Source organism: Saccharolobus solfataricus (assembly GCF_900079115.1).
In the GTDB taxonomy this organism is placed as follows: Archaea; Thermoproteota; Thermoprotei_A; order Sulfolobales; family Sulfolobaceae; genus Saccharolobus; species Saccharolobus solfataricus.
Genome location: NZ_LT549890.1, coordinates 388,289 through 410,055, shown reverse-complemented (window position 1 = coordinate 410,055; position 21,767 = coordinate 388,289). Strand labels below are relative to the sequence as shown.

Below are 21,767 nucleotides of genomic sequence, written 5' to 3'. Positions count from 1 at the left end.
ATATGATTATACTGTACCTTATACTAATGAAAGGAGCAATATTGTATAAATATAATGAGCCATTAATTATTGAGGATAATATTCAAATAGATGAACCTAAGGTAGGTGAAACAAAGATTAGAATTGAGGCAACTGGCTTATGTCATTCAGATGTAAATGTATTTGAAGGAAAAACTCCAGTCCCTCCACCAGTCATTGCGGGACATGAAATAGCTGGTGTTATAGAGGAGGTAGGAAATAACGTTACAGACTTTAAACCTGGCGATAGGGTTATATCAGCATTTATTCATCCCTGCGGTAAATGCAAAAATTGTATAACGGGAAAGGAGAATTTATGTGAAGTCTTTGCGAAAAATAGACTAAATGGGACATTACTAGATGGTACAACTAGATTACACTTTAAGGATGGAACTCCGATAAGGGCATTTTTAGGAGGAGGATTTGCAGAATACGCAATGGTACCTTATACTGCATTAACTAAAGTTCCGGAAGATTTGGATTTAAGAAAGGTTGCAGTATTGGGTTGTGCAGGTTTAACTGCTTATGGTGCTGTAAATTCCGCTAAAATAGAGCCTGGTGAAACAGTTGCTGTAATTGGAGTTGGCGGTGTAGGATTGTCTGTGATACAGATGTTAAAGATTGCTGGTGCCGGAAGGATAATAGCAGTCGGGACTAGAAAATGGAAATTGGAAAAGGCGTTAGAGCTAGGAGCTAGTGATGTAGTTAACTCTAAAGAGACTGATGTTGTTAGAGCTGTTAAGAATATTACTGGAGGAGGGCCGGATGTTGTAATAGAAGTAGCAGGAACTACGGAAACAGTGAAAATGTCTTTAGATATGGTTAGAATAGGAGGAAAGGTAGTACTAGTGGGATTACCTCCAACTACTGCTGAAATTCCAATTAGGATAGCAAGTATAGTTAGAGGGGGTATTAAAATCATAGGAGACTATGGAGGGAGGCCTAGAGTAGATATGCCTAGACTTATTGAACTTGTAAAATTGGGAAAATATGACCCTACTGCGTTAGTGACTGGAAAGTTCAGATTAGAAGAAATTAACGAGGCAGTAAAATTATTGGAGCAAGGAGAGGCAATAAGAAGTTTAATAATTCCTAACTAAAATGGAGCTCTGGTAGTTTTTCTTCCAATTATAAACATTATTAAATAGATGATTAACATTATTATGGTAAATACAACACCTACTATAATTAGGTTACTTAAGACCGATGGTGGGACATTGCCAAAGGCTATTGGAATTGGTCCTAATAACACTAATCCTGCGAATTGCGGAGAAGATGAAGTAGTTGTCTGGGGAGTTTGAACTTGCAATACTACACCTAGGAAGAGTAGGATGAAACCAAGAAATATTAATGTGAGACCAGCCGCAATTAACTTCATATGTTAATCTTTTGTTATAAGCTTTATAAACTTTATATTAAGGTGAGCGTATGTATTACGGGAGTATAATTACAGTCTTATCGTCAGATAAGAATAAACTAACTGGGATAGCCGAAAAACTAGGTAAGCTTCATGAAACCGCCAAGACAAAAATATATTATAGAAAAAAGGGGGAATACATTAGATCAATCCTATTGACTACAGAGTATCCGGAAAAAATTATAGATTTAGCTGAAGCATTATCACTCTCGTCGACTGCAATATTATATATACCAGAAACTTTAACGTGGATGGATGGAGAGCTAGCACTTTTAATTGATTCTCTAAATACGCATAACAAGATAGTAATATCCAACTTAGATCAAGGTAAAATAAATAATATTTTAGGCTCTTTAAGCTCCTTTACTAAATTCGATCTATATAATGATATTCCAGACTTAAGCGAGACCGAAGAGGAGGATAAGGGAATAGTATATGTAGATAGAGTATTCACAGTCAAAGGTGTTGGAACCGTAGTTACTGGATTCTCATTTACCAATGTTGAAGTTCATGAGAAATTAGTGGCGTTACCTTATAATAAGGAGGTTGAAATAAAGAGTATTCAAGTTTTAGATGAGGATCAAAAGAGTGTTTCAACCGGAGTTAGAATAGGGTTTGCTCTGAAAAACGTAAAAGAAGAGGAAATAGAAGATTTACTGTATTTGGTTAAGCCAAATGTTAAGGTTGTAAAGGAAATAGAAGGACAAATAACTAATTACAAATGGTCCACTATAAATCAAGGTCAAAATCACATAATAGTTAAGGGTCATGGAATTGCAGCTAATATAAAAGTCGATAATCAAAAAGCTAAGATTATGTCATCTGTTCCAATACCTATTGTTGACAATAGGATACTTGTCTTAAACGTTAACGTCAGACAGGGAAAACCAAGAGTCGCTGGATATATTAGTTTATAAGTTAATTAGTATTATATGGAAAACGCTATTCTGACTGCATATAAGAAGGCAAGGGAACTAAATAAAGATGGCGAAGTTCACCTTTTTAAAGATGAAAGTGGTGCATACTATCTAATCATAGTTAGAACGGCTAATTGCAAAGAAAAGTCTAAACTAATAGATGCAATTTATGATGAGGTATACAAACATACTGATGAGATAAACCTTACAATTCTAATTATGTCTAAGAGCTCTTACAAGGCCTTTGCTGATCAAAATTTGGAAGAAATAGAAGTACAGTCATAGCTTATTTATTCTATCCTTTAATAAATCTAGATTGTTCTCAGCGGCAAAGAATACTGGAACATCATGAGGGAGAGCCGACTTAAAGCTTACTAATAACCATTGCCCTGGTTCCAGTTCTAGGGTCTTATCTAAGAGCATATCACTAATTCCAAAAGTTTCAGCTAATAATTGTCTATCGTACGGCCTAGGAAGTGTGCTTATGAAGTAAGAGTGTAACTGCTGCAGTGCGTTAGTGTTTAGGTAAGCTAGTCTTTGAGTACTTATTAGTGAATGTAAGTGATACTTTCTTCCATGTCTAAGCAATTTCTCTATGGCAGTGCTTGAGGCTTCACTTTTATCTTTCTGTTTGGTATCATAAGGTATAAACTCTTGAGCTTCATCTATTATGAATAGTACTTTAGGATTGTCGGAATACATTCTCTTTCTCCTATTGTAAATTTGATTAATTACAGTCGCAACTACTTGCCTTCCCTCTTCTAAGTTAGGGAGTTCTAAAATAAATAATCTAGGTGAGTCCCTGGAAGAATCCAAAATTTCAATCGCTAAATTTTCTATATCATAATCTTCAGTTTCTCTGATGCCGAGTGAGATGTATGCTCTTATACCAGATATAAATGTAAACAGTGACGAATTCTCCTTTAAATGCGCATCTTTTCCTAAGTTTTCTATTTCATCCAATAAATTATTAATAGAGTCATCTATGATATCATCCACTGTCAATTTCCTTTCTCTCATGAAATTATCTAACTTACTTAGGAAAGTATAGAGTAGTGGTTTCTGCGATATTGCAGTATATTTATCTTCTATCTGCTTTTTGACTAGATCTATTAAATCGGCATAAGTTAAGTAAGTAAAACCTTCAGGTGGAACGTATAACTGTTTCATTTTCCCATTTTGATGTAGAATTTCTGCACTTTTTTTTATCTTATCTCTAATATCTATAATGTCGTCAGGAATCACGTGACTTCTTAAAAATTTTCTACTCGCATCAGCTGGATTAGGGGGAACTCTATCTAAGCTTATAACTCTAGATGGAACTTCAAGCAACTTATCTAAGAGAAGTATTGCGTACTCCATTGATACGTCAAATATTACAACTTTAGTGTCGGGTAGGTTATCTAACACTTTTCTTGCTATCAAGGATGCTAAATTTGATTTACCCGAGCCCGTAAAAGCGAAAATACCTAGGTGATACTTTATTGCTTTTTCTAAATTTATATCTAAAGAAAGTTGTTCATGTAGAATGTTTCCTAAACTTACATTACTATTTGCACAGACAAATGACGCATACGCCTTTTTATTTAAAATCTTTACTGAGGAACCCAATAGAGGTGGGAAATATCCTTTTTTAAATTGAATATTGTTCGAATTTATTTCGAGAATATATCCCAAAGGATAAGTTATTGAATCTATCCATATTTCTTTCTCATCGTTCGAATACCAACTTTCACTAACTTTTTTCATGATTTCATTTCTAATCTCCTTAGGTATTGTAGAGTCCAGATTTATCATACCATAATGCATCGGAATAATATCTGCAACTTCTAAAATCAGATAGTAATTTTCCTTTATTGTATTTACAGCAAGCAATTTTCCTATACCTAATTTATCCTTTAGCGAGAAGGGGAATTCTACTATATAATTTCTAAAAGATATTGTACCCCTGCCATCAGAAGTTTGCCTAGTTATTATTTTGGCTTCTCTTAGCTTTCCCTCTTCTACTTCAAAAATACTTTCCATCATTTCTTAATCTCTCAATCCAACTTCTAAATTCTCTGTATCTAATATTGCTTTGCAAACTGGTGACATTTATGAACTTGCTTAATTTATTTCTGTAATATTTCACTAACTTATCAGCTAAAAACAATGGATAATTATACCCTAAAGCTTCTGGTATTGGCTCCCTTCCTAGATTATAGATTAGAGAAAGCAATTCTTCCGGATTTTCTACAAAAACTTGAGACTCTATGTAGAATACCCATGAGGAGGGAAACAGTTTAAAATATCCATAAATCGTTTCATCATGTTTTTCATTAATTACTAGCCAAGGGGGGTTTTCTACATTGTTCAAATTTTCTCTTTTTACTATATCAAAATCCTTTACAATTCCAATGGAATTTTTAGGAACCGAAATACCTAAAGATTTATCAAATGACAGTTTTCTATCGAAAAATATTAGATCAACTTCATTTTCCTTTATATTGTAGTATTCTAGTTCTCTCATTCTCTTCTCTGCTTCACAAATGCACAGCTCATCATCAACTGAAATATCTTCTATAGTAAATTTAAAATCCTTAAATATTCTGCCTTTGATTATGCCTATTACTATATAACCTCCTTTCTCTCCTTCCAAAATAATGTCAGAGAAGGTTCCATCAATTGCGGCAAACGTTAACTCTCTATTCAGAAAGTAATTTTTGTTTGATCTCAATCTTACTATTGTGCTAAAATCACCACTATCAATATTTGATGACATATTCATAACATCAATTAGGGTATTAGAGGCTAAAAGACTTAGGGAACTACATATGAGTCAAACGAGAATTGCTAATCTATTAGGAGTTAGCCAACCAGCAGTGAAACAATACTTAGATGAAGACGAAAATTCGTACATTAAAAGATTACAGAATTTGGGATTAACACGTGAAGAAATAGACGATTTTCTAGATAAACTTACGCAATTACTAATAAATGGTGACCCTAAACAAGTAATGCAATATATCAGTGTGTTTTTCCTTTCCAATTTAAGTAGGCTAAAATTCTGTAAATACCACAAAATGATTGATAGTGAAATTCCTGTTGATTGCGACATTTGTAAAAGTTTGTACAAGGAGAATGAAGAGGAAATGATGGAACTTGCACTATCAATGCTTCAAAACGAGTCTGTAGCGGAATTAATCCCAGAAGTTCTAAGCAATTTAGCCTTTGCAAAAGCCAACGCTAAGAGGGAAGAAGATGTGCTTGCAATTCCAGGGAGAATAACTAAAATTAGAAACCTACCAACACCTGCTTCTAAACCAATGTGGGGAGGAAGCAAGCATTTAGCTAAGGTACTATTATCAGTGATGAAAAATCATCCCGCTGTGAGGTCAGTTATGAATATCAAGTATGATGAGAAAGTGGAAATGATATTGAAGGAAATTGGCTATAAATTTAAGAAAGTAGGTCCTCAGAACGACCTAGGCAATGAAAGAATAGCCGAAACAATAGCTGCAGTATTTGATGAAGGTACAGATGTGGTAATACATTTGGGCGGTACTGGTATTGAGGCCAACACTTATGTTTTTGGCAGAGATCCATTAGATGTTGTAAAAAAGATTATAAATATATCAGTTAAGTATAAAGAAATTTTCTCGCCTTAAATGGCCAAAAATTATATTTTTTCAGAATTGAAATAATTGCAGGTACTAGAATAGGCCTAACTACAAAAGTATCAAACAGTATTGAGACTCCTACACCTAGACCTATTTCTTGTAAGAATCTCATATTTGCCACCATCAATGAGAAAAAGGCTCCGGCTAAAATCAAACCACAAGTAGTTACTACTAATCCAGTATTTTCTACCGATCTTACTATAGCACTATTTATGTCATCGTCGTTTTTCATCTCATCAAATAATCTTATGATTATGAACATATCATAGTCTATACCTAAACTGAAAAGAAGGGCAAAAATTACAAGTGGGGATAGCCAATATGGCGAGTTATATACTAATGCCACTGTAAATGCTCCCAATAATGAGCTTAGACCTACAGTTAAGGATAACCTCAAGGGAAGTAGAATAGATCCGAGAATCATGAAGAGGTAAATGACAATTAAAATTATAGTAAGTGGTAAAGTATAGCTAAAATAAGTACTAACGGTATTATTAACGATATCTATTCTTTGTGCGTTATCCCCTCCAACTAGGAATCCCTTGCTTATGAGCCAATTTGTTAAATTTATAGCGCCATTGCTAAATACAGGGTACTTTAGGTAAATTATCAACAAGGTGTAATTTCCTTGATGAAAGTGATCATATAAGTTGCTATTATTGACAATGATCTGAGAACCTAAGGACATTGGTCCATAAACTAAGTTACCTTGATCTATAAGAGTTTTAGTTAAATTATAAATGAGAGTGTAGTTAGCCTTAGGGCTTCCATACAATATAATATAGTCTATACTATAATTGTAAAGTTGATTAAGAACCTTTGTACCTACAAGTGAATTTGCATGGGGAGGTAATATTTCATCTATATTAACGTTGGTGTGTATAGAAGGAAAATAAAAGATAAAGATAACGATAGAAACTAGCATAAGAATTACTAATAACTTATTGTGCCTTACTGCAAAGTTGGAAAGCTTATATAAGTACCTTTGCCTTATATCCGTAATACTCGGTAATTTTCGTCTAGGAAAACTAAGATATCTTTGAGGGATTAAGAGCAATAACGTGTACGTAAAGAAAACTGCTGGTATTAATGCTGAAATGGAAGATGTCACTAACGCTATTCCTATGTTTTGAAGTAGTGCAGAAGGGGAAAGGATAAAACTGGAGAACCCAATCGTGATACTAATACCACTTAATAGTATACCTTTTATTGAATTTTTAAGCGCATATAGGAGAGCATCTAAATTATTTTTATTAATTTCTTCAAAATATCTATATATGAGTAATATGCCATAGTCAATGTTAAGACCAAATACAATTGGAGGTGCAACCAAACCCGAAATATAATATATCTTATAACCTAGAAGCGTTTCCATGTACATGAGACCATAAGCTAATAAAAGACTAGTACCAGCACTAGATATTAAAATCAGAATTGGAACAATTGATCTAACTAACAGTATTAGTAATATCATTACAAGAATAATTGTAGTTATATCTATAATTTCAACGTTACTTTGAGTATAATATGCGGATTGTGCATAATACGCTAGGTGACCTATTACATAGGCGTTTCTGAGACTTTCAGTAAATTGATTAATATTTGTTAGGCTTTCATTGCTAGGAACATTTATAATGAAAAGCCATAAAGTACCCTTATGAAAGGATGAGTTAAAGGCTGTAGTTATATTATTAAAAATCACATTGCTTTCATTAACAGACGTTATGTTTTGAGTTTTAAGTATCCTTTCGATTAGACTAGTGTAGTTATTAAACTGTATCAAAAACTTTAATGCCAAAGTGTAATTAGTGTAATTATTAAATCCAAAGTAGAAAAGAAATGGATCTTTAAAGGTTAAGTATCCCGCATATCTAGCTTTCTCTAGTAAACTTCCATTAACTTTATCAAAATTTTCCTTATAGGTAGGGCATATGTTACTAGTGAAATTATGAAGTGGAAGACCAAATGTAATATTTAACTGATATTCAAAGTATTGAAAATTTGAAATTAAATAAAGTTTCAAACGAGTCAAATTCTCATACAACTGGCTTATCGTAGATGAGAAATTCTTCTCATTTAAGCCAAGGTAGCTGAGATACTCTGTCTTAAGCATGCTAACGTAACCGTTGGGAGTTATCACCGTAGCGTTATTAAGGAGATATAAATTAGAATAAATTTCTTGTAAAGCTTGGTTATAAGACGAGGAATTGATAATAATATACAGATTATCAACGTTGCCAATGTGAAAGTAATTGGTTACTATCTTATCAGCCCTTACACTTTGTACGCTGCTTGACAAGAATGGGGAATCCGAATACGTAAATAAACTAGGAGTTTTAATTGCAAAATGCAATAATATCATAATCAGTAATAACCATAATACCAACGATACAAGGCCATTCTTCACATTATTCCTAGACTTTATATACAGTAAAAAGTATTGTGGAAATACCAATTTTACATTGGTAACCATTTTTTAGATTAAGCATAAAGTAAAATCATGGAAAGTATACAAGATGTATTAAGGCTGTTGGAACAAATCGAATCTATCATAAAGAATTATAATCCATCCGCTGAGGATAAACAAGTACTCGAAAAAGTATTGGCAAAGAACATGGAATTAAATGCAGAGATATACGCAAAATATATAAAAGTTTAATGTACACTATTTTATTTTTGTGAGATTCGAAGTCACTGTAGATTACCTACAAGGTATAGGGAGAAAGGTACTTACAAGTGATGGGCATGTAGTAGAATTAAATCCTTCGCTTGAAAAGGAATTGTCCTTAATAGGGGTCTCATCGAAACTTTTTGCAGAGGGACTAATAGATGCTGTAACTCAAAATAATGGAACTTATTCTTTTTTCTTGCCAGCTAAAAAGATAAGTGATGAGTGTGAGAACGTCCTAAGGATATTTGAGATATGGATATCCACAACTAATCAGACAAGAAAAATGTTAGTTATAATTATAAACGTTGAAGGAAATGCGCAAATAACGTTATTGAGACCTGAACTCTATAACGATTTCTCTAAGGACTTAATTGAAATTTTAGCAAAAAGATATATTTGTCTAAAAATTACGATGCCATTTATGTATAGATCAGTAATCTTTGATACCTTTAATTCCTTCAAAAGATTATTTGACATAATATTTGAAGGGATAATAAACTTAAGTGGAAATATTTACATGGCAACCATCAGTAATGACAAAAAAGCGTTATTATGGAAAATAGATAGTACAAACATTCGATATGTAAGCAATAATTTAATACCCTCAGAGTTGTTAAGATTAATAAGATAGGTATGTCTTGGGATATAAGATACTTAGAATGGAGATTCGCCAACCTAAATGAGATCACTTCCTTTTTACTTGCTGCCTTATCTTTAGCAGTAGCTTATATACGCCCAACATCAATACTTTCAGATCCAATAGGTAGTATAATCATACCATATATCGTAGCATTATTAGCTATAATACCACATGAAATAGGCCACAGACAAGCTGCGAGAAGATATGGTTGTTTCTCTAGATTTACTTTAAGTTTTTCAGGGTTTTGGACAACGTTAATACTGAATATAATTGGTAGCTTCGTAGGTATCTTAGTTTTCTTTTCGGGATACACATCAATATCTTGTGGATTTCTTAATAGAGACGTTGAGGGAAAAACAGCTCTAGCTGGACCTCTAACTAACATAATAGTAGGATTTGTTGGCCTTATTGGTGCATCGTTAGTGCCTTTTAGCCTTGTTGGCTTATTTTTCTTTGAATTAGCTAGGTTTAACTTCTGGGTAGCATTCTTTAACTTGCTTCCATTCTGGGTTTTAGACGGATTAAAGATCTTTAGATGGAACATGATAGTGTGGGCAGTATTGATAATCATTGCATTCGCACTAACATTTCTATAATGGTGAATAAAGTGATAATAAAAAAAATAATAGGTATATCAACTTTTTTCTTAATGTTTCTTGTTACTTTGGGTTTTATGGTAGGTTTATTAGCAACTTTTATAGATTCTACCTCATTATATTATCTAGAACAATTAAACTACTTAGTAATTAAAGGGTATTATTACGAACTATTCACATCAATATTTATAACTAATAGCTTTGTTGATTTTATATTTAATTTTATTTCATTATATGTTATATATTTAATTTTTGGTAGTAGAGCGGGAAAACATGAATATGGTATATTTATCCTAGCTGGTATTCTAGGAAATCTACCAGTGGTGTTTCACCAATTTTACTCAAAATGATACAATTTCTATGGAAGAGAAAAATATCAGAGCGGAGTTAGAAAAATCGGCTTATTTCAACACAAGAAGCAAAAAATTTTCATATTTGTTGAAGAAACTAACAGAAAACGAGTTTATATATAAAGAGTAATACCATTTGTCTAGTATTATCAATAGAGGAAAGTAGGTGGAAGGACGAGATGAACAAGAAAAGGTTAAAGCGAGGGACTCCATAACTCCGTTATGCAAACCATGATATTACCCAAAACGGAGCTGAAGTCCCTCGCTATAACTTTAGCAACAAACAATATTAACGTTATCTCTCAAGATCTAGACCCGGAAATAGTGAAAGCAGCACCATCCTTGCTAACCGGAAACAGAGGAAAATACTACTTGAAGGTAGTAAGACGAGGCGAGAAAGTAATTAGTAAAGGTCAGAGAACCTTCAAGTTCTACCCAATCTACAGAGAAGTAAAGGGAGAGATCAACGTAGTCGCTGTAGATGAGACCGGATTAACCGTGGGAGAAAAGGAACAAGAAAAAGCAGAGGGCTTTCTACTCTACAACTGGAAGAGAAAAGGAGTAAAGATGAGATCCTTGGACCTCGTATATCCCTTAAGGTTACCCCTCCTAGTGGAGGTAGCAGATTTGAGAAGCGACAGTCCATCACAGTTCCTACTCAGGAGCGTGAGGGAAGTAAGCCAATACATGGAAATAGATTACGTTGTAGCTGACGCCGGATTCTTGAACCTAGGGGTCATCAAGGAAATGCCCGTGAAGACCATTGTGAGAGGAAAGTCGAACTTGAAGGGATTCAAGGAACTATCTAACGTTCCATTAGTTGAGAAGAGATACGAGGTTAAGGACAGGGTTTACGTTGCGTATAGGGTCTTGAAATTTGAAGGGCTTTATTATTACGATGTGGTTTACGTTAAGGGGAAGCCGAGGCACTTCATGTTCGTAACGAACTTCGAGGGAGATCCCTATGAACTGGCTGAACTCTATAGGTTGAGGTGGCAAGTTGAGGAGGGTTTTAAGGTTAGGAAGGCAAGGATAAGGTATGTTAGGAAGTTGAGTAATAAGATCTTCTTGTTCCTCTATTACACGGTTCTGGATTCTGCGTGGAATCTAGTGAATCATCTTCTCTTTAACTTCAAGTCCACGTGTAAGAAGGTTTTGTCCTTCGATTCATTCGTCAAGCTTCTCTAACTTTCTCGGTGTTCAGAGGAGACTATGCACGTCGTTTTCACCACGTGAGAAAAATTCAGAATTCTCCTCTTATTATTAGAATTGTACGCTATATTTTTTGCAAATTATTTTAACATGTTATGTTTCATAATAATTTTATTGTTTTTCTCTATATCAATCTCTTTTTGAAAGGACTAATATTATATCTTTCAAATGAAATAATTTGGTGAAACACCACTGGAAATCTACTAACTGTAATATTCTATAGTCCTTTTACACTAAGCTCGGGAGCGTCTGGGGGAATATTTGGATTATTAAGTTACTACACGTTTTACGATTTCTTAAAAAAGGATAATCTAGGGGTTTATGGTCTTGTATTTTTAGTATCAGTATTTGGAGTTAGTGATTTAATATTCCCTAATGTGAACGTTGTTGCTCATATCGGAGGTATTTTGGGAGGTATTATGTACGCAGTTGTCTATTACCTTATAAGGAGTGGAAGGACAATAAAATAATTATGATATTAGTAGAGGAAATACTATTAATTATAGGATTCTTAATGCTCCCATACGGTTTGTATGAAATTATCAAAAGTGAGGCAGATAGAGCTGTGAAGATAACCCTTGTTGGGATTTCAATAGTTTTATTTGCAATTGAAACGATATTAGCAGTGAAGCAATGATAATAATAGTGACTGGCACACCCGGTGTGGGAAAAACCGTAGCTTCAAAGAAACTTTCTGAGGCGCTTAATCTAAACTATCTTTCTCTTTCCCAATTTGTTATAGAAAATAAACTTTATACGGAATATGATGAACTTAGGCAAAGTTATATAATAGACGAGGATAAAGTAAAGGAAGAATTAGAGAAAATTATTTCAACTAGCCATCTCGTGATTGAAACTATATACCCTTCATTGGTATCTACCGCTGACTTAGTAGTTGTCCTTAGGAAGAATCCTTTTTCTCTATATAATGAACTAAAAGGAAGGGGTTGGGCTGATATAAAAGTAGCTGAGAACGTGGAGGCAGAAATTCTAGGAGTGATCTCACAAGAGGCTAGAGAAGCCTTTAAGGATAAGGTGTGTGAAGTAGATACCACAGAAATGAGTACAGAACAAATATTAAATAAAATACTAAATAAACAATGTGATGGACCAATAGAATGGTTAGTTGATACAAAAGTACAAAGATTTTTAGAGGAATTAGATAAGATTATTAGCTCCTATGAGAATGATATCTAGATGAGCAGTAATCCTTTTAGAATTCAAAATCCTCAGCCACAACCTCAAAGACAGCCTCGTGATTTAAGAAAGGTTAACCAACAAGTTCAAGCTGTTGATCTAAAAGTACAAATGAAGATGAAAAATATAAAATATAAGATTGGAGTAGTTAGTGGAAAAGGTGGAGTTGGTAAATCATTTGTCTCATCTAACCTAGCAATGGCTATAGCTGCGAGCGGTAGAAAAGTAGGTATAGTAGATGTTGATTTCCATGGACCATCAGTGCCAAAAATGTTAGGCGTTAGAGGACAAATGTTAACTGCCGATGATAAGGGAATAAATCCAGTTATAGGGCCTTTCGGAATAAAAGTTGTTTCCATAGATTTTCTATTACCTAGAGACGATACGCCAGTAGTATGGAGAGGAGCCATAAAACATTCAGCGATAAAACAATTCCTAGGTGACGTTAATTGGGGAGAATTGGACTATCTGATAATAGATATGCCCCCAGGGACTGGAGATGAAGCTTTGTCCATTGCTCAATTAGTTCCTGGCATTACAGGATTTGTTATCGTTACAATACCATCTGAAGTTTCCACATTAGCTGTTAAGAAATCAATAAATTTCGCTAGAACTGTAAACACAAAAATATTAGGTGTAGTTGAAAATATGAGCCATTTTGTATGCCCAAGTGATGGGAAAGTCTATTATATATTTGGAGAAGGTAAAGGTAAGAAAATGGCAGAGGAAATGGGAGTAGACCTTTTAGGTCAAGTTCCTCTTGATCCTTCCATAGCAGAAGCTAATGATGCTGGAGAACCCTTCTTTTTGAAACATCCAGACAGTCCAACTTCTAAAGAATTCTTAAATATAGCTGACAAAGTAATTAAAATTGTTGAATCCAATCAATAGCTTTTTGACTTAAGTCGAAAATAAAATTTCCTTTCATTATAAACTGGATATTTTTCTAATAGTCCTTCTCTAACTAAATTCGCTAGAACTTTTCTAAATTCCAATAAATTAATCTCCTCCCCCATTTGAATTAGTTCATCCCTTATTTGTGTGGACGTTTTATCACCTTTAGATACGATGTCAATTATTTTGCGTTTTAACTCTGCACTCATGATAATATTTATTATATAAATGCAAATAAAAAATTGAGGGTTAATGAAGGAAAAACTTAAAAATAAAAAAATATTAAATAAAGATTGGTGAAAGTTTATTGAGTATTGAAATTAGCGAAAAAAGTTTTTTATTGAAAAGGTTCTTAATAGTAGCCTATGGTCTATCAGAGGCAGATGTAGATGCCTTCATAAAGATAGTAAGTAGTGAGACTGGAAAAGATGTAGATGCAATAGCTGGAGAATTAGGAATAAGCAAGAGTAGGGCAAGTCTAATACTAAAGAAGTTAGCTGATGCTGGATTAGTAGAAAAAGAGAAAACTAGTGTGAGTAGAGGAGGAAGACCAAAGTTCTTATACCGTATCAATAAAGAGGAGCTAAAGAAAAAACTTATTAAAAGATCAGAAGAAACTTGTAAAGATTTACATACTATTATATCCTCTTTTCTTTAAGTATTCCCTCAACAAAGGTGTATTATCTATTTTTTGCTTACTTAAATATTCTAAGTAAATTCCCTTTGGTTTTTCTCTTTTCCTATTAACCCTTATAAGCCTAGAGGGAGTTGCAATTATATCAACTGGTACATCAAAAGGTTCTGAGGGTATCTCATCAACTATTTGTACATCATGAACAGTAGTTGCAATAGGGGTATTCTCATCTACCTTACCAAGCTCCCTTAAAATTGCAAACTCCAACTCACTATATCCTTCACCTTTGCCAACCCTATTTCCATTTATGTCAACAGCCACAGATCCAGCTACCATGAAATCAACCCTCACTATATCTTCTAAACTTATCCTTATTCCATATTTTTCAAAGCCGGATATTCTAGAAGCTCTTGGTATATCAGAAGGTGAAATTCTAGAAGGATCTAATAAAAAGAAGTCTCCTCTTAATCTAGGAGTAGGGACTAGAACCTTTTTCTTATGTCTCAACGCAATTTCTCTTACCTTATATTGTGGGGAATCAGGGTTAACCTTAATTATTTCGGCGTTTTCGAACTCTTTACACTTTACTAAGTTTAAAGCAGCTTCTTCGGCTCCTTTAAAATTAGGAATCCTACCGTAAACTGGCCTCGGAAACAGTGCTATATTTCCCTCCTCTAATTTTCTCCATATTAATTCTCTTATTTCCTGCTTAGATAACATTTAGAATACCCTCGTATAATAAGTAGACACCGAATATGACTAATATTACAGATGAAATTACCTTTACATACTTGACGTATTTTGATCCTAACATATTTACTGCCTTCGGAAAAGCTATTATCCATATTAGTATACCAACAAAAAATCCCGGTATTATTAAAATTGAAAGGGACCTGATAATGGAAATTCCAACAGTAATCCACCAACTTATTTGGTATGGATTAGTTAAACCCATGGAAAGTCCTATGAAATAATTTCCTTTTATGGACTTAGAAGGCATTTTAGCTCTAATTGTTAAGTACGATAAATATAACATGAAAATACCACCTATTATATATAGGGCATTTCTAATTGGTGTAGGGATGTATCCTTGAATGAAGTAAACTATTATAAAGAAAATTAAATCAGCTGTCATTGCTCCCGCCCCAATACTACTTCCATGAAGCCACGATTTCATAGACTCATTTGCGATCATTGCATTAACCGGTCCGGGAGGTGCAGCCATGGATAAACCAAGAATAATTCCTAAGCCCAAGTAAGTGAGTAACATTTATTAGACTATCCTTCAATCATCCTTTTAAAACTTAAAGCGTCATCAAACGAGTAAACGTTATTGAAAAGGACGTAAATTAGCTCTTTCCTTTCAGATAACACATATTCCTTTAGTTTCTCCAAATCAGCCTTAGTGTATTTATATCTATAATTAACTTCGCTGGATCCTAAACCGTGAAGTCGAAAATATCTAATTTGCTTATCATCTACTGACTTGTTTTTGAATGGATCTACTACGTGAATTACATCAATTTGAGAAAATATTTTAAGCAGAACTTCATGATTTTGATTCCATTCTCCTCTAGGCTCCCAACCATAGATAAATGATTTATCTAGAATACTGAAAAAGTCTTTAAGATTTTTTATGTTTTCATTATTTGGTGCAAAGGATGGAGGTGTCTGAAATATTATAATCCTAGAATTTAAAAATTTTGCTTCATTTAATGTGATTTCCAGAGCTTGCATAACTTCTTTAGTTGGTCTAAAATATCCGTAGTTTTTGACGTCCCCAATAATTTTCTTAAATCTCTTATATGTAATTCTATTATATTCATGTGTAATTATCTGATTAGCCTTAATAGTTAGCTCAACTTTATTCCGTATAGAAAGTTCCTTCAATTTATTTAGCCTTTCTTCTGATAAGAAGTTGTAAAAAGTCTCTTGGACCTCAAGAACATCAAAATAATTGAAATGCTTTCTCGTAAATCCACATGTACCTATTTTTATCATCTTACATAGATTTTGGGAAAAGATTAATATAATTGGTTTAGTATACACATAACTCGTGAGCGAGGAAGAAAACATTGAAAAAGTTAAGAAAATGTATGAAGAAGGATTAAGTATTAGAGAGATTGCAAATCAATTAGGGTTAAGTTATTCCAAGGTTCGTAGAATGCTAATTAAGGCTAAGGTTAATTTCAGGGGAAAAGTGCCTAACGATAAAATACAAAAAATCATAGAAATGGGTAAACAAGGTTATAGTGCAAATAGGATAAGTAGGGAATTAAATATCAACTTTAATACCGTATTAAGAATTCTTAAAAAATACAATCTAGGTAAAAAGAGAAGAAAGTTGGATGCAAAGGAAATAGAGAAGATAAGAGAAGAGTATATTAAAGGAAATAGTATATATAGGATCGCAAAAGAGCTCAATATTTCAACTAATCTCGTGGTGTATCACTTAAAGAAAATGGGTTTATATAGACCTATTCGTGAATCTTCTCCCACATCTGCTTAGCTAATTTACCATCATATTTAAATACATGTACAAGTTCTTTTGCTTCTTCCCTCCTTCTTCTGTGTTCTTCTAAGAAATTATTTAGTTTGTCTATTAATATCTGTTTTAACTCACCGGTTAACATCTTGCCTGATCTATACTCCTCCTCAATCTCCTTAATCCTATTATCATCCTCCTCAAAGAAGTAATATAACCACTGAAAGGGAACATCTATTTCCGGGTTTCCGCCATATTTCCTATGTAACTCTATTGTGGGTTGTCCCCCTGAAAATGCGTATTTCATGATTTTCCTTTCCACGGTTTTAGGATCATCTACAAGATATATTGCCGTTTCTGGGTTTGAAGAACTCATCTTGCCCTCTGGACCCGTGAGTGGGGGAAGGAATTTACTATGTATCTGCGCAGCCTTATAATACCCAAGGCTTTCCGCTATATCCCTTTGCAATCTCCAATAGGGATCTTGATCTATACCGGCTGGTATTAGACATCTCTTCTTTTCAAACATGGTAGGAGCTATCTGTAGGGCTGGGTAAAATATGAGACCTATATTTGAGGATGCGTCTAATCCAAAAGTAGCTCTTACTTCTGAAAACGTCAGCTTCTTTGCTATTTTCACTGTTATAGGATACATATTCCTTATGTACTCTGTATCTTGGAAGATGAACGTTTTATCGGGATTAAAGCCAACAGCGATTATATCTAAAATATTATCGTAAGCCCAACTCCTAGTTTGATCTAATGTAAATTCTGGATTTCTCATGTACTTCTCGTCGTCAGTTATCTCAATGTATAAATTAGCATTAAATTTCTCTTGTAGCCATTTGGTAAATATGAATGGTATCAGATGTCCTATATGCATACCTAAGGAAGGCGCTCTTCCAGTATATAGGAAGAATCCTTTACTTTTCTCATAGTCATTTAAAACTAAATCTAAATCCCTATGAGAAAAAAATACGTTTCTCCTGAGCATGACATGCAAATCCCCAGCTAAGTTCTTAATTCTTTGTTTCAGCTCTTCTGTAATTTTCTGAGTACCAAATTGAACAATTAGTTTATCATAATCAACTTTACCCTTAACTTCCCAAGGAGTTACAGTAAATTCATCTGGCATTGTAGTAAGAAAATACATGAAAATATAAAAGGTTAAAATTAAGTGAAATATGCGGTTACAAGGGTTAGGAATTAGATTTAGAGGCTAATCCGGTACCGACAGGTAGGTCTGGGAACTTCTCCTTCATTCTCTGTTCAGCAACAACAGATGCTTCTTCCAATATCTTCCTTGCCTCTGGTGAAGATGCTGCTGCGTAAGATCCCATACCTGTGAATTCTCCAGACTCGGTAACTATTTCTTGTAATCCTTCTCCTAATTCTGTCAGTTCTAACGAAACTTCAGGCATTATACCTCTTAAGGCAGACTTCAATTCACCAATAACACCCAATACTGGGATCAAGTTTACGAACACATCTCCTAACTCAGTTACTGTCTCTAATCTAAGTTGTACTTGCTCTAAGGCAATTTGAGTTGTTAATAATTGTCTGGAAATCTTTCTAATTTCAGCTACCTCATTAGCATACATTGCTGCTCTTTGTGTATCCTTAGACATTTGTGCTTCTACGACTCTTTCAAATAATATTTTATCTCTTTCTTGCATTCTGGAAATGTAAGCGTCAAGCCTACTTATCATGGAGCTGATTTTATAGTGAGCTTGAACCAACTTGTATTTTAAGGGCTCTTTAGAGCCCTTTATTTTAAATTTATTTTCCTCATAACCCCACATTTTCTGAAAATCCTTTCCGAGCATGGCTAATATATATCTTACCTCATCAACTCTTATAAGATCAAACACATAATGTGAAGAGTTTAAATTATTAGAATCGGAAATAAGTAATATGCCAAACACGTTCATTAAAGAAGATGAAGATCCAGAATACGACATCTTCGTATCAACTGATAACGTGGTAATATACTTAGATCTTAGGTGGAAAGAACTAGAATATAATAGAGTAAAGATAAATACTGACGGAAACAAGATTTATATAACTGATTCGATAAATAACCGAATAATTAAAGTGATATCGTTACCAATAAGGATAGACCCATTAACCTTAACTTACAAGCACAAGAATGGAATATTTATATTACAAGGTAACAAGTTAAACTAAATGACAGAAGAACTCTATCTAAAGGATTCTTACATTAAAGAATTCGAGGGAAGAGTAGTTAGGATAGAAGGTAACTACGTAATACTTGATAAGACAGCTTTTTATCCAGGTGGAGGAGGTTTAGATAACGATACTGGATTCCTAGTCAATGAGAAAGGGGAGAGAATAAGCGTTACTGAGGTAAAAAGGGGAGAAAACGGAGAGATTTTACATAAGATAGATCAAAATGGTTCCCTTAATGTTAATGAAAAAGTTATAGGCACAATAGATTGGGACAGAAGATATAGAATGATGCGATTACATACCGCTTCGCATATAGTCGCTGCATTGGCTTATAGAAAATTCGGAGCTTTGATAACCGGAGGGCACATTAGCCCAGAACAAGCTAAGGACGATTTTAATGTTGAAAATAAAGATACCCTTATTGAGTTAATAAATGAAGCTAACGAAATAATCAAAAAAGACATAGAGTTGAAGATCTATTTTCTACCTAGGGAAGAAGCTCTAATGATACCAGCTATAGTGAAACTAGCTGGAAGAAATCCACCACAGATTCCCATATGGCGAATTGTTGAGATTCCGGGTATAGATATCCAAGCTGATGGTGGACCTCACGTTAAGAATACCAAGGAAATAGGAGAAATAGTATTACTTAAAGTTGAAAACAAAGGGAAAGGGAGAAAGAGAGTTTACTATACTGTTAAACCATAGGGAATTTATTTATTAGTTTGGGCAGATAACTATTTTTGTGTCATTACTAATCAGGCTCGCTAAGTTTGCTTTAGTTGGTGGTTTAGGCACAATTGTAAATGAAGTCACTTACGTTTTAGCCTCTAAGACTATACCAATTGGGGTTTCTCTAGCCATTGCAATCGAGATTTCACTCATCTTTAATTTCGTCTTAAATGATATATGGACATTCAAAGATAAGAGGAATAATTCGTACCTTAATCGTTTATTAAAATTCCATGGATCTTCTTACCTTGGAAATATAGTCCAGTATATTGTTGCATTGGTTTTATTGGTATATTTGTTGCATATTTCTTCTATTTCTGATGCGGTGTTTATATTGTTCTTTAGTAAACTCGCTGCTTCAACCTTCACCCTAGTCCTAACAAATTTCATTGGAATTGTATCCGGGTTTGTAGTAAGATTTATAACTAGTCTAAAGTATGTATGGGCTTAACTTTCTTTTTCAGATATAATTTCATTTATATTATTAATCAATTCTATAACCTCATTCTTCAAAGCTATTCTGGCATGGGTATTCCTCAACCCTAAAAAGTTACTAGCATCCCTTATATAGCATTTACATCTTCTAATTAGTTCATCGTTAATCAGGCTCGTGGGAATTTTAAATTCTACTAGAAAAAACGGCGCGTAAGATTTATACATTTTGAACAGCTTCTTCACGCCATCTACTTTATCGTAAATTTCCTTCACCTTAATTTTGCTATTCACAAAAAAAGACCTTACTTCCTTAGGATTTAAATTAGATATAACATAATAGGTAATAGAGTTAATCCGCCAAATTGGTACACGTTTTTCCAGTTCCTTACTTTTATGTCCTATTGAAAAACCAAATCTCAATCCTGGAATTGCAAGGCTCTTCGTAAATGAGTTTATAATTGTCAAATTGTTGAATTCGTTGACTAGCTTAGTCGCGCTTTCCGCCAAGCTTATATCAATAAATGACTCATCTAGAATAAGTTCGTTTTTCTCATTTATAAGAAATTCCTCAATTTCGTCTAATTTGATTAAAGATCCGGTAGGATTATTTGGATTGCTAGTTAATATCCTACCTGGATTTAACTCGAAAACAAATTCGTCTTCATGTTCTTCTGCAAAATAATAGCTATGAAATTTATATTCACTGTAATTAGGCTGTGGAACAGTGAAGTTCTCGTCAAGTATACTAATGACCTCGGAAGCACCATTGAAAACTCCTACTAAATCTTCATTAACTCCGTAAATTTCGGCAATTATACCTTTTATCTCTCTAAGGTTTTGAGGAGGATAATACGCGTATACTTTAAGTTTTACGGCTTCATTAATTAATTCCTCAATGAACTTAGGTACACCCATAGGATTAAGATTCACGCTAAAATCTTTAACGTCTAAAGCTGGTTTTCCATTTTTCCAAGGGTATCCTCCATGTTTCATAGTTCCCTCTCTTCAAAATAAGCTGTAATTACGTTCTTTTCAGCTCTTCTTATAATTTCACTTAGACTAGATGGACTGATGTTTAACTTTTTAGCCAGATCTTTTAATCCTATTCTTCTAGGATAGTCGAAAAATCCAGCTTCTAATGCAATCCTTAGTATTTGCTCCTGCCTTGCAGTTATTGCATCTTTCTTTTCAGCTTTCACAACTTTTAAAACTCTAACTTCTTTTGTAATGTCTATTAGCGAGTTAAGTAATTCCCTAAGCTCTGTATAACCGTTTAGTATTAAAGTCCAAAAAATTCCATCATCTGTTAAAGCACCATTCATTATAGTATATTGCGATAAAATCTTAAGTAACTCACTTGAAATATAATTTGTACAGATAAATTTATACTTTGAAACTTTAATAGGTTCTTCACAAACTTGCTTAGCGCTGGTTTCGTCTCCACGTATCTCGAGAAGTAGCTTACCTTTCTCCCCATCAACCCTTATATCCAGAATGTTAACTGTAACCTTTTTAGGAATAAATTCTGGAAACTGAAGCAAATTAGGAGTCTTTATTACGACGTATAACAGCATTACATAATTACCTCTAAACTTATACTACTTAAACTTATCTACTAACAATTAAAATTCAGCACTCAAGACCTTCATTCACCTTTCATTAACTACGAGGCTCATCATAACGAGAATTATAAACTTCTAATAAATTAAGTCTTGGAGAA

At 33.7% G+C, this 21,767-nt stretch carries 28 protein-coding genes and 2 pseudogenes; 18 read left to right on the top strand and 12 right to left on the bottom strand.

Annotated elements, in window-relative coordinates; genetic code table 11:
- Window positions 1-26 precede the first annotated feature (26 nt).
- Window positions 27-1,118: a zinc-binding dehydrogenase gene (locus tag SSOP1_RS02380; protein WP_048054291.1), complete on the top strand. Its 1,092-nt coding sequence runs from the start codon at window positions 27-29 to the stop codon at window positions 1,116-1,118.
- Here SSOP1_RS02380 and SSOP1_RS02375 read toward each other — a convergent pair.
- Window positions 1,115-1,396, bottom strand: a complete 282-nt coding sequence (locus SSOP1_RS02375; protein ID WP_010922988.1) for a TIGR00304 family membrane protein — start codon at window positions 1,394-1,396, stop codon at window positions 1,115-1,117. The two genes, SSOP1_RS02380 and SSOP1_RS02375, sit on opposite strands and share 4 nt — an antisense overlap.
- A 50-nt stretch (window positions 1,397-1,446) precedes the next feature.
- Here SSOP1_RS02375 and SSOP1_RS02370 point away from each other — a divergent pair, with 50 nt between their 5' ends.
- The gene (locus SSOP1_RS02370) at window positions 1,447-2,352 is read left to right on the top strand and encodes a selenocysteine-specific translation elongation factor (RefSeq protein WP_010922987.1); all 906 of its coding nucleotides are present in this window, start codon (window positions 1,447-1,449) and stop codon (window positions 2,350-2,352) included.
- Between the two features lie 15 nt (window positions 2,353-2,367).
- The gene (locus SSOP1_RS02365; RefSeq protein ID WP_012711621.1) at window positions 2,368-2,637 is read left to right on the top strand and encodes a hypothetical protein; all 270 of its coding nucleotides are present in this window, start codon (window positions 2,368-2,370) and stop codon (window positions 2,635-2,637) included.
- On the opposite strand, the gene SSOP1_RS02360 is transcribed toward SSOP1_RS02365, so the two are convergent.
- Together SSOP1_RS02360 and SSOP1_RS02355 are read right to left on the bottom strand one after the other, a co-directional pair.
- Window positions 2,632-4,380: an ATP-binding protein gene (locus SSOP1_RS02360; protein ID WP_010922986.1), complete on the bottom strand. Its 1,749-nt coding sequence runs from the start codon at window positions 4,378-4,380 to the stop codon at window positions 2,632-2,634. The two genes, SSOP1_RS02365 and SSOP1_RS02360, sit on opposite strands and share 6 nt — an antisense overlap.
- Entirely contained in the window at window positions 4,361-5,119 is a 759-nt protein-coding gene (locus tag SSOP1_RS02355; RefSeq protein ID WP_010922985.1) for a DNA double-strand break repair nuclease NurA, read from the bottom strand. Before SSOP1_RS02355 ends, SSOP1_RS02360 begins: the two co-directional genes overlap by 20 nt.
- Between SSOP1_RS02355 and SSOP1_RS02350 the strand changes: the two genes are divergently transcribed.
- On the top strand, window positions 5,079-5,999 hold the full coding sequence (locus tag SSOP1_RS02350; RefSeq protein ID WP_014512759.1) for a thiamine-phosphate synthase family protein: 921 nt from the start codon (window positions 5,079-5,081) through the stop codon (window positions 5,997-5,999). The genes SSOP1_RS02355 and SSOP1_RS02350 overlap by 41 nt on opposite strands.
- Here SSOP1_RS02350 and SSOP1_RS02345 read toward each other — a convergent pair.
- On the bottom strand, window positions 5,971-8,484 hold the full coding sequence (locus tag SSOP1_RS02345; RefSeq protein ID WP_010922983.1) for an MMPL family transporter: 2,514 nt from the start codon (window positions 8,482-8,484) through the stop codon (window positions 5,971-5,973). The two genes, SSOP1_RS02350 and SSOP1_RS02345, sit on opposite strands and share 29 nt — an antisense overlap.
- A gap of 27 nt (window positions 8,485-8,511) precedes the next feature.
- Here SSOP1_RS02345 and SSOP1_RS17355 point away from each other — a divergent pair, with 27 nt between their 5' ends.
- The 9 genes and pseudogenes from SSOP1_RS17355 to SSOP1_RS02315 all read left to right on the top strand — a co-directional run bounded on the left by SSOP1_RS17355 (window position 8,512) and on the right by SSOP1_RS02315 (window position 13,568).
- Window positions 8,512-8,670, top strand: coding sequence for a hypothetical protein (locus SSOP1_RS17355; RefSeq protein WP_012711624.1), 159 nt, complete (start codon window positions 8,512-8,514; stop codon window positions 8,668-8,670).
- A gap of 19 nt (window positions 8,671-8,689) precedes the next feature.
- A complete protein-coding gene (locus SSOP1_RS02340) occupies window positions 8,690-9,313 on the top strand; it encodes a hypothetical protein (protein ID WP_010922982.1) in 624 nt (207 codons plus the stop codon).
- Window positions 9,314-9,315: 2 nt separating this feature from the next.
- On the top strand, window positions 9,316-9,918 hold the full coding sequence (locus SSOP1_RS02335) for a site-2 protease family protein (RefSeq protein ID WP_012713883.1): 603 nt from the start codon (window positions 9,316-9,318) through the stop codon (window positions 9,916-9,918).
- Window positions 9,858-10,262: pseudogene (locus SSOP1_RS02330) on the top strand (rhomboid family intramembrane serine protease); the annotation flags it as partial. The gene SSOP1_RS02335 and the pseudogene SSOP1_RS02330, both read left to right, overlap by 61 nt.
- Window positions 10,263-10,490: 228 nt before the next feature.
- On the top strand, window positions 10,491-11,456 hold the full coding sequence (locus tag SSOP1_RS02325) for an ISH3-like element ISC1439A family transposase (RefSeq protein WP_010923029.1): 966 nt from the start codon (window positions 10,491-10,493) through the stop codon (window positions 11,454-11,456).
- Between the two features lie 218 nt (window positions 11,457-11,674).
- Window positions 11,675-11,950, top strand: a pseudogene (locus SSOP1_RS16060) (rhomboid family intramembrane serine protease); the annotation flags it as partial.
- Window positions 11,951-11,952: 2 nt separating this feature from the next.
- On the top strand, window positions 11,953-12,117 hold the full coding sequence (locus SSOP1_RS17350; protein ID WP_012716328.1) for a hypothetical protein: 165 nt from the start codon (window positions 11,953-11,955) through the stop codon (window positions 12,115-12,117).
- Window positions 12,114-12,677: an adenylate kinase family protein gene (locus tag SSOP1_RS02320; RefSeq protein ID WP_010922979.1), complete on the top strand. Its 564-nt coding sequence runs from the start codon at window positions 12,114-12,116 to the stop codon at window positions 12,675-12,677. Before SSOP1_RS17350 ends, SSOP1_RS02320 begins: the two co-directional genes overlap by 4 nt.
- A complete protein-coding gene (locus tag SSOP1_RS02315) occupies window positions 12,678-13,568 on the top strand; it encodes an Mrp/NBP35 family ATP-binding protein (protein ID WP_010922978.1) in 891 nt (296 codons plus the stop codon). It abuts the gene before it with no gap.
- Here SSOP1_RS02315 and SSOP1_RS02310 read toward each other — a convergent pair.
- Window positions 13,562-13,780 (bottom strand): hypothetical protein, encoded by a 219-nt coding sequence (locus tag SSOP1_RS02310; RefSeq protein ID WP_012713887.1) that lies wholly within the window; start codon window positions 13,778-13,780, stop codon window positions 13,562-13,564. The two genes, SSOP1_RS02315 and SSOP1_RS02310, sit on opposite strands and share 7 nt — an antisense overlap.
- Window positions 13,781-13,878: 98 nt before the next feature.
- Here SSOP1_RS02310 and SSOP1_RS02305 point away from each other — a divergent pair, with 98 nt between their 5' ends.
- The gene (locus SSOP1_RS02305) at window positions 13,879-14,229 is read left to right on the top strand and encodes a helix-turn-helix domain-containing protein (RefSeq protein ID WP_009988699.1); all 351 of its coding nucleotides are present in this window, start codon (window positions 13,879-13,881) and stop codon (window positions 14,227-14,229) included.
- Here the strand turns inward: SSOP1_RS02305 and SSOP1_RS02300 are convergent.
- The 3 genes from SSOP1_RS02300 to SSOP1_RS02290 are packed head-to-tail and all read right to left on the bottom strand — an operon-like array spanning window position 14,200 to window position 16,206.
- A complete protein-coding gene (locus SSOP1_RS02300; protein WP_009988701.1) occupies window positions 14,200-14,925 on the bottom strand; it encodes a 5-formyltetrahydrofolate cyclo-ligase in 726 nt (241 codons plus the stop codon). The two genes, SSOP1_RS02305 and SSOP1_RS02300, sit on opposite strands and share 30 nt — an antisense overlap.
- Complete coding sequence (locus tag SSOP1_RS02295; protein WP_009988702.1) at window positions 14,915-15,475, bottom strand: LysE family translocator; 561 nt, start codon at window positions 15,473-15,475, stop codon at window positions 14,915-14,917. Before SSOP1_RS02295 ends, SSOP1_RS02300 begins: the two co-directional genes overlap by 11 nt.
- An 8-nt stretch (window positions 15,476-15,483) precedes the next feature.
- Window positions 15,484-16,206, bottom strand: coding sequence for a DUF72 domain-containing protein (locus tag SSOP1_RS02290; RefSeq protein WP_009988703.1), 723 nt, complete (start codon window positions 16,204-16,206; stop codon window positions 15,484-15,486).
- Window positions 16,207-16,261: 55 nt separating this feature from the next.
- Between SSOP1_RS02290 and cbp1 the strand changes: the two genes are divergently transcribed.
- Window positions 16,262-16,714 carry a CRISPR DNA repeat-binding protein Cbp1 gene (gene cbp1 / locus SSOP1_RS02285; protein ID WP_009988704.1) on the top strand — a complete coding sequence of 151 codons (453 nt, stop codon included), beginning with the start codon at window positions 16,262-16,264 and terminating at the stop codon, window positions 16,712-16,714.
- Here the strand turns inward: cbp1 and SSOP1_RS02280 are convergent.
- Window positions 16,683-17,825, bottom strand: coding sequence for a tryptophan--tRNA ligase (locus SSOP1_RS02280; RefSeq protein ID WP_009988707.1), 1,143 nt, complete (start codon window positions 17,823-17,825; stop codon window positions 16,683-16,685). The genes cbp1 and SSOP1_RS02280 overlap by 32 nt on opposite strands.
- A gap of 64 nt (window positions 17,826-17,889) precedes the next feature.
- Window positions 17,890-18,651 carry a cell division protein CdvB1/B2 gene (gene cdvB1/B2, locus SSOP1_RS02275; protein ID WP_009988708.1) on the bottom strand — a complete coding sequence of 254 codons (762 nt, stop codon included), beginning with the start codon at window positions 18,649-18,651 and terminating at the stop codon, window positions 17,890-17,892.
- Here cdvB1/B2 and SSOP1_RS02270 point away from each other — a divergent pair.
- The 3 genes from SSOP1_RS02270 to SSOP1_RS02260 are packed head-to-tail and all read left to right on the top strand — an operon-like array spanning window position 18,605 to window position 20,063.
- A complete protein-coding gene (locus tag SSOP1_RS02270; RefSeq protein WP_009988709.1) occupies window positions 18,605-18,877 on the top strand; it encodes a hypothetical protein in 273 nt (90 codons plus the stop codon). The two genes, cdvB1/B2 and SSOP1_RS02270, sit on opposite strands and share 47 nt — an antisense overlap.
- Window positions 18,878-19,588 (top strand): alanyl-tRNA editing protein AlaXM, encoded by a 711-nt coding sequence (alaXM, locus tag SSOP1_RS02265; protein ID WP_009988710.1) that lies wholly within the window; start codon window positions 18,878-18,880, stop codon window positions 19,586-19,588.
- A gap of 37 nt (window positions 19,589-19,625) precedes the next feature.
- Complete coding sequence (locus SSOP1_RS02260; RefSeq protein ID WP_009988712.1) at window positions 19,626-20,063, top strand: GtrA family protein; 438 nt, start codon at window positions 19,626-19,628, stop codon at window positions 20,061-20,063.
- Here SSOP1_RS02260 and SSOP1_RS02255 read toward each other — a convergent pair.
- Window positions 20,060-21,040, bottom strand: a complete 981-nt coding sequence (locus SSOP1_RS02255) for an aminotransferase class I/II-fold pyridoxal phosphate-dependent enzyme (protein ID WP_009988713.1) — start codon at window positions 21,038-21,040, stop codon at window positions 20,060-20,062. The two genes, SSOP1_RS02260 and SSOP1_RS02255, sit on opposite strands and share 4 nt — an antisense overlap.
- Window positions 21,037-21,621 carry a helix-turn-helix domain-containing protein gene (locus SSOP1_RS02250; RefSeq protein WP_009988714.1) on the bottom strand — a complete coding sequence of 195 codons (585 nt, stop codon included), beginning with the start codon at window positions 21,619-21,621 and terminating at the stop codon, window positions 21,037-21,039. The genes SSOP1_RS02255 and SSOP1_RS02250 overlap by 4 nt, the downstream gene beginning before the upstream one ends.
- Between the last annotated feature and the right edge of the window lie 146 nt (window positions 21,622-21,767).

What these genes read in the sequence shown, in the direction of transcription:
- SSOP1_RS02375 (WP_010922988.1), bottom strand. Translation starts at nt 1,396, where the DNA reads ATGAAGTTAATTGCGGCTGGTCTCACATTAATATTTCTTGGTTTCATC.
- SSOP1_RS02300 (WP_009988701.1), bottom strand. Translation starts at nt 14,925, where the DNA reads ATGTTATCTAAGCAGGAAATAAGAGAATTAATATGGAGAAAATTAGAG.
- SSOP1_RS02270 (WP_009988709.1), top strand. Translation starts at nt 18,605, where the DNA reads ATGCCAAACACGTTCATTAAAGAAGATGAAGATCCAGAATACGACATC.
- SSOP1_RS02250 (WP_009988714.1), bottom strand. Translation starts at nt 21,621, where the DNA reads ATGCTGTTATACGTCGTAATAAAGACTCCTAATTTGCTTCAGTTTCCA.
- SSOP1_RS02335 (WP_012713883.1), top strand. Translation starts at nt 9,316, where the DNA reads ATGTCTTGGGATATAAGATACTTAGAATGGAGATTCGCCAACCTAAAT.
- SSOP1_RS02365 (WP_012711621.1), top strand. Translation starts at nt 2,368, where the DNA reads ATGGAAAACGCTATTCTGACTGCATATAAGAAGGCAAGGGAACTAAAT.
- SSOP1_RS02290 (WP_009988703.1), bottom strand. Translation starts at nt 16,206, where the DNA reads ATGATAAAAATAGGTACATGTGGATTTACGAGAAAGCATTTCAATTAT.
- SSOP1_RS02310 (WP_012713887.1), bottom strand. Translation starts at nt 13,780, where the DNA reads ATGAGTGCAGAGTTAAAACGCAAAATAATTGACATCGTATCTAAAGGT.
- SSOP1_RS17350 (WP_012716328.1), top strand. Translation starts at nt 11,953, where the DNA reads ATGATATTAGTAGAGGAAATACTATTAATTATAGGATTCTTAATGCTC.
- SSOP1_RS02380 (WP_048054291.1), top strand. Translation starts at nt 27, where the DNA reads ATGAAAGGAGCAATATTGTATAAATATAATGAGCCATTAATTATTGAG.
- cdvB1/B2 (WP_009988708.1), bottom strand. Translation starts at nt 18,651, where the DNA reads ATGTCGTATTCTGGATCTTCATCTTCTTTAATGAACGTGTTTGGCATA.
- alaXM (WP_009988710.1), top strand. Translation starts at nt 18,878, where the DNA reads ATGACAGAAGAACTCTATCTAAAGGATTCTTACATTAAAGAATTCGAG.
- SSOP1_RS02325 (WP_010923029.1), top strand. Translation starts at nt 10,491, where the DNA reads ATGCAAACCATGATATTACCCAAAACGGAGCTGAAGTCCCTCGCTATA.
- SSOP1_RS02345 (WP_010922983.1), bottom strand. Translation starts at nt 8,484, where the DNA reads ATGGTTACCAATGTAAAATTGGTATTTCCACAATACTTTTTACTGTAT.
- SSOP1_RS02280 (WP_009988707.1), bottom strand. Translation starts at nt 17,825, where the DNA reads ATGCCAGATGAATTTACTGTAACTCCTTGGGAAGTTAAGGGTAAAGTT.
- SSOP1_RS02295 (WP_009988702.1), bottom strand. Translation starts at nt 15,475, where the DNA reads ATGTTACTCACTTACTTGGGCTTAGGAATTATTCTTGGTTTATCCATG.
- SSOP1_RS02370 (WP_010922987.1), top strand. Translation starts at nt 1,447, where the DNA reads ATGTATTACGGGAGTATAATTACAGTCTTATCGTCAGATAAGAATAAA.
- SSOP1_RS02360 (WP_010922986.1), bottom strand. Translation starts at nt 4,380, where the DNA reads ATGATGGAAAGTATTTTTGAAGTAGAAGAGGGAAAGCTAAGAGAAGCC.
- SSOP1_RS02355 (WP_010922985.1), bottom strand. Translation starts at nt 5,119, where the DNA reads ATGAATATGTCATCAAATATTGATAGTGGTGATTTTAGCACAATAGTA.
- SSOP1_RS17355 (WP_012711624.1), top strand. Translation starts at nt 8,512, where the DNA reads ATGGAAAGTATACAAGATGTATTAAGGCTGTTGGAACAAATCGAATCT.
- SSOP1_RS02315 (WP_010922978.1), top strand. Translation starts at nt 12,678, where the DNA reads ATGAGCAGTAATCCTTTTAGAATTCAAAATCCTCAGCCACAACCTCAA.
- SSOP1_RS02255 (WP_009988713.1), bottom strand. Translation starts at nt 21,040, where the DNA reads ATGAAACATGGAGGATACCCTTGGAAAAATGGAAAACCAGCTTTAGAC.
- SSOP1_RS02320 (WP_010922979.1), top strand. Translation starts at nt 12,114, where the DNA reads ATGATAATAATAGTGACTGGCACACCCGGTGTGGGAAAAACCGTAGCT.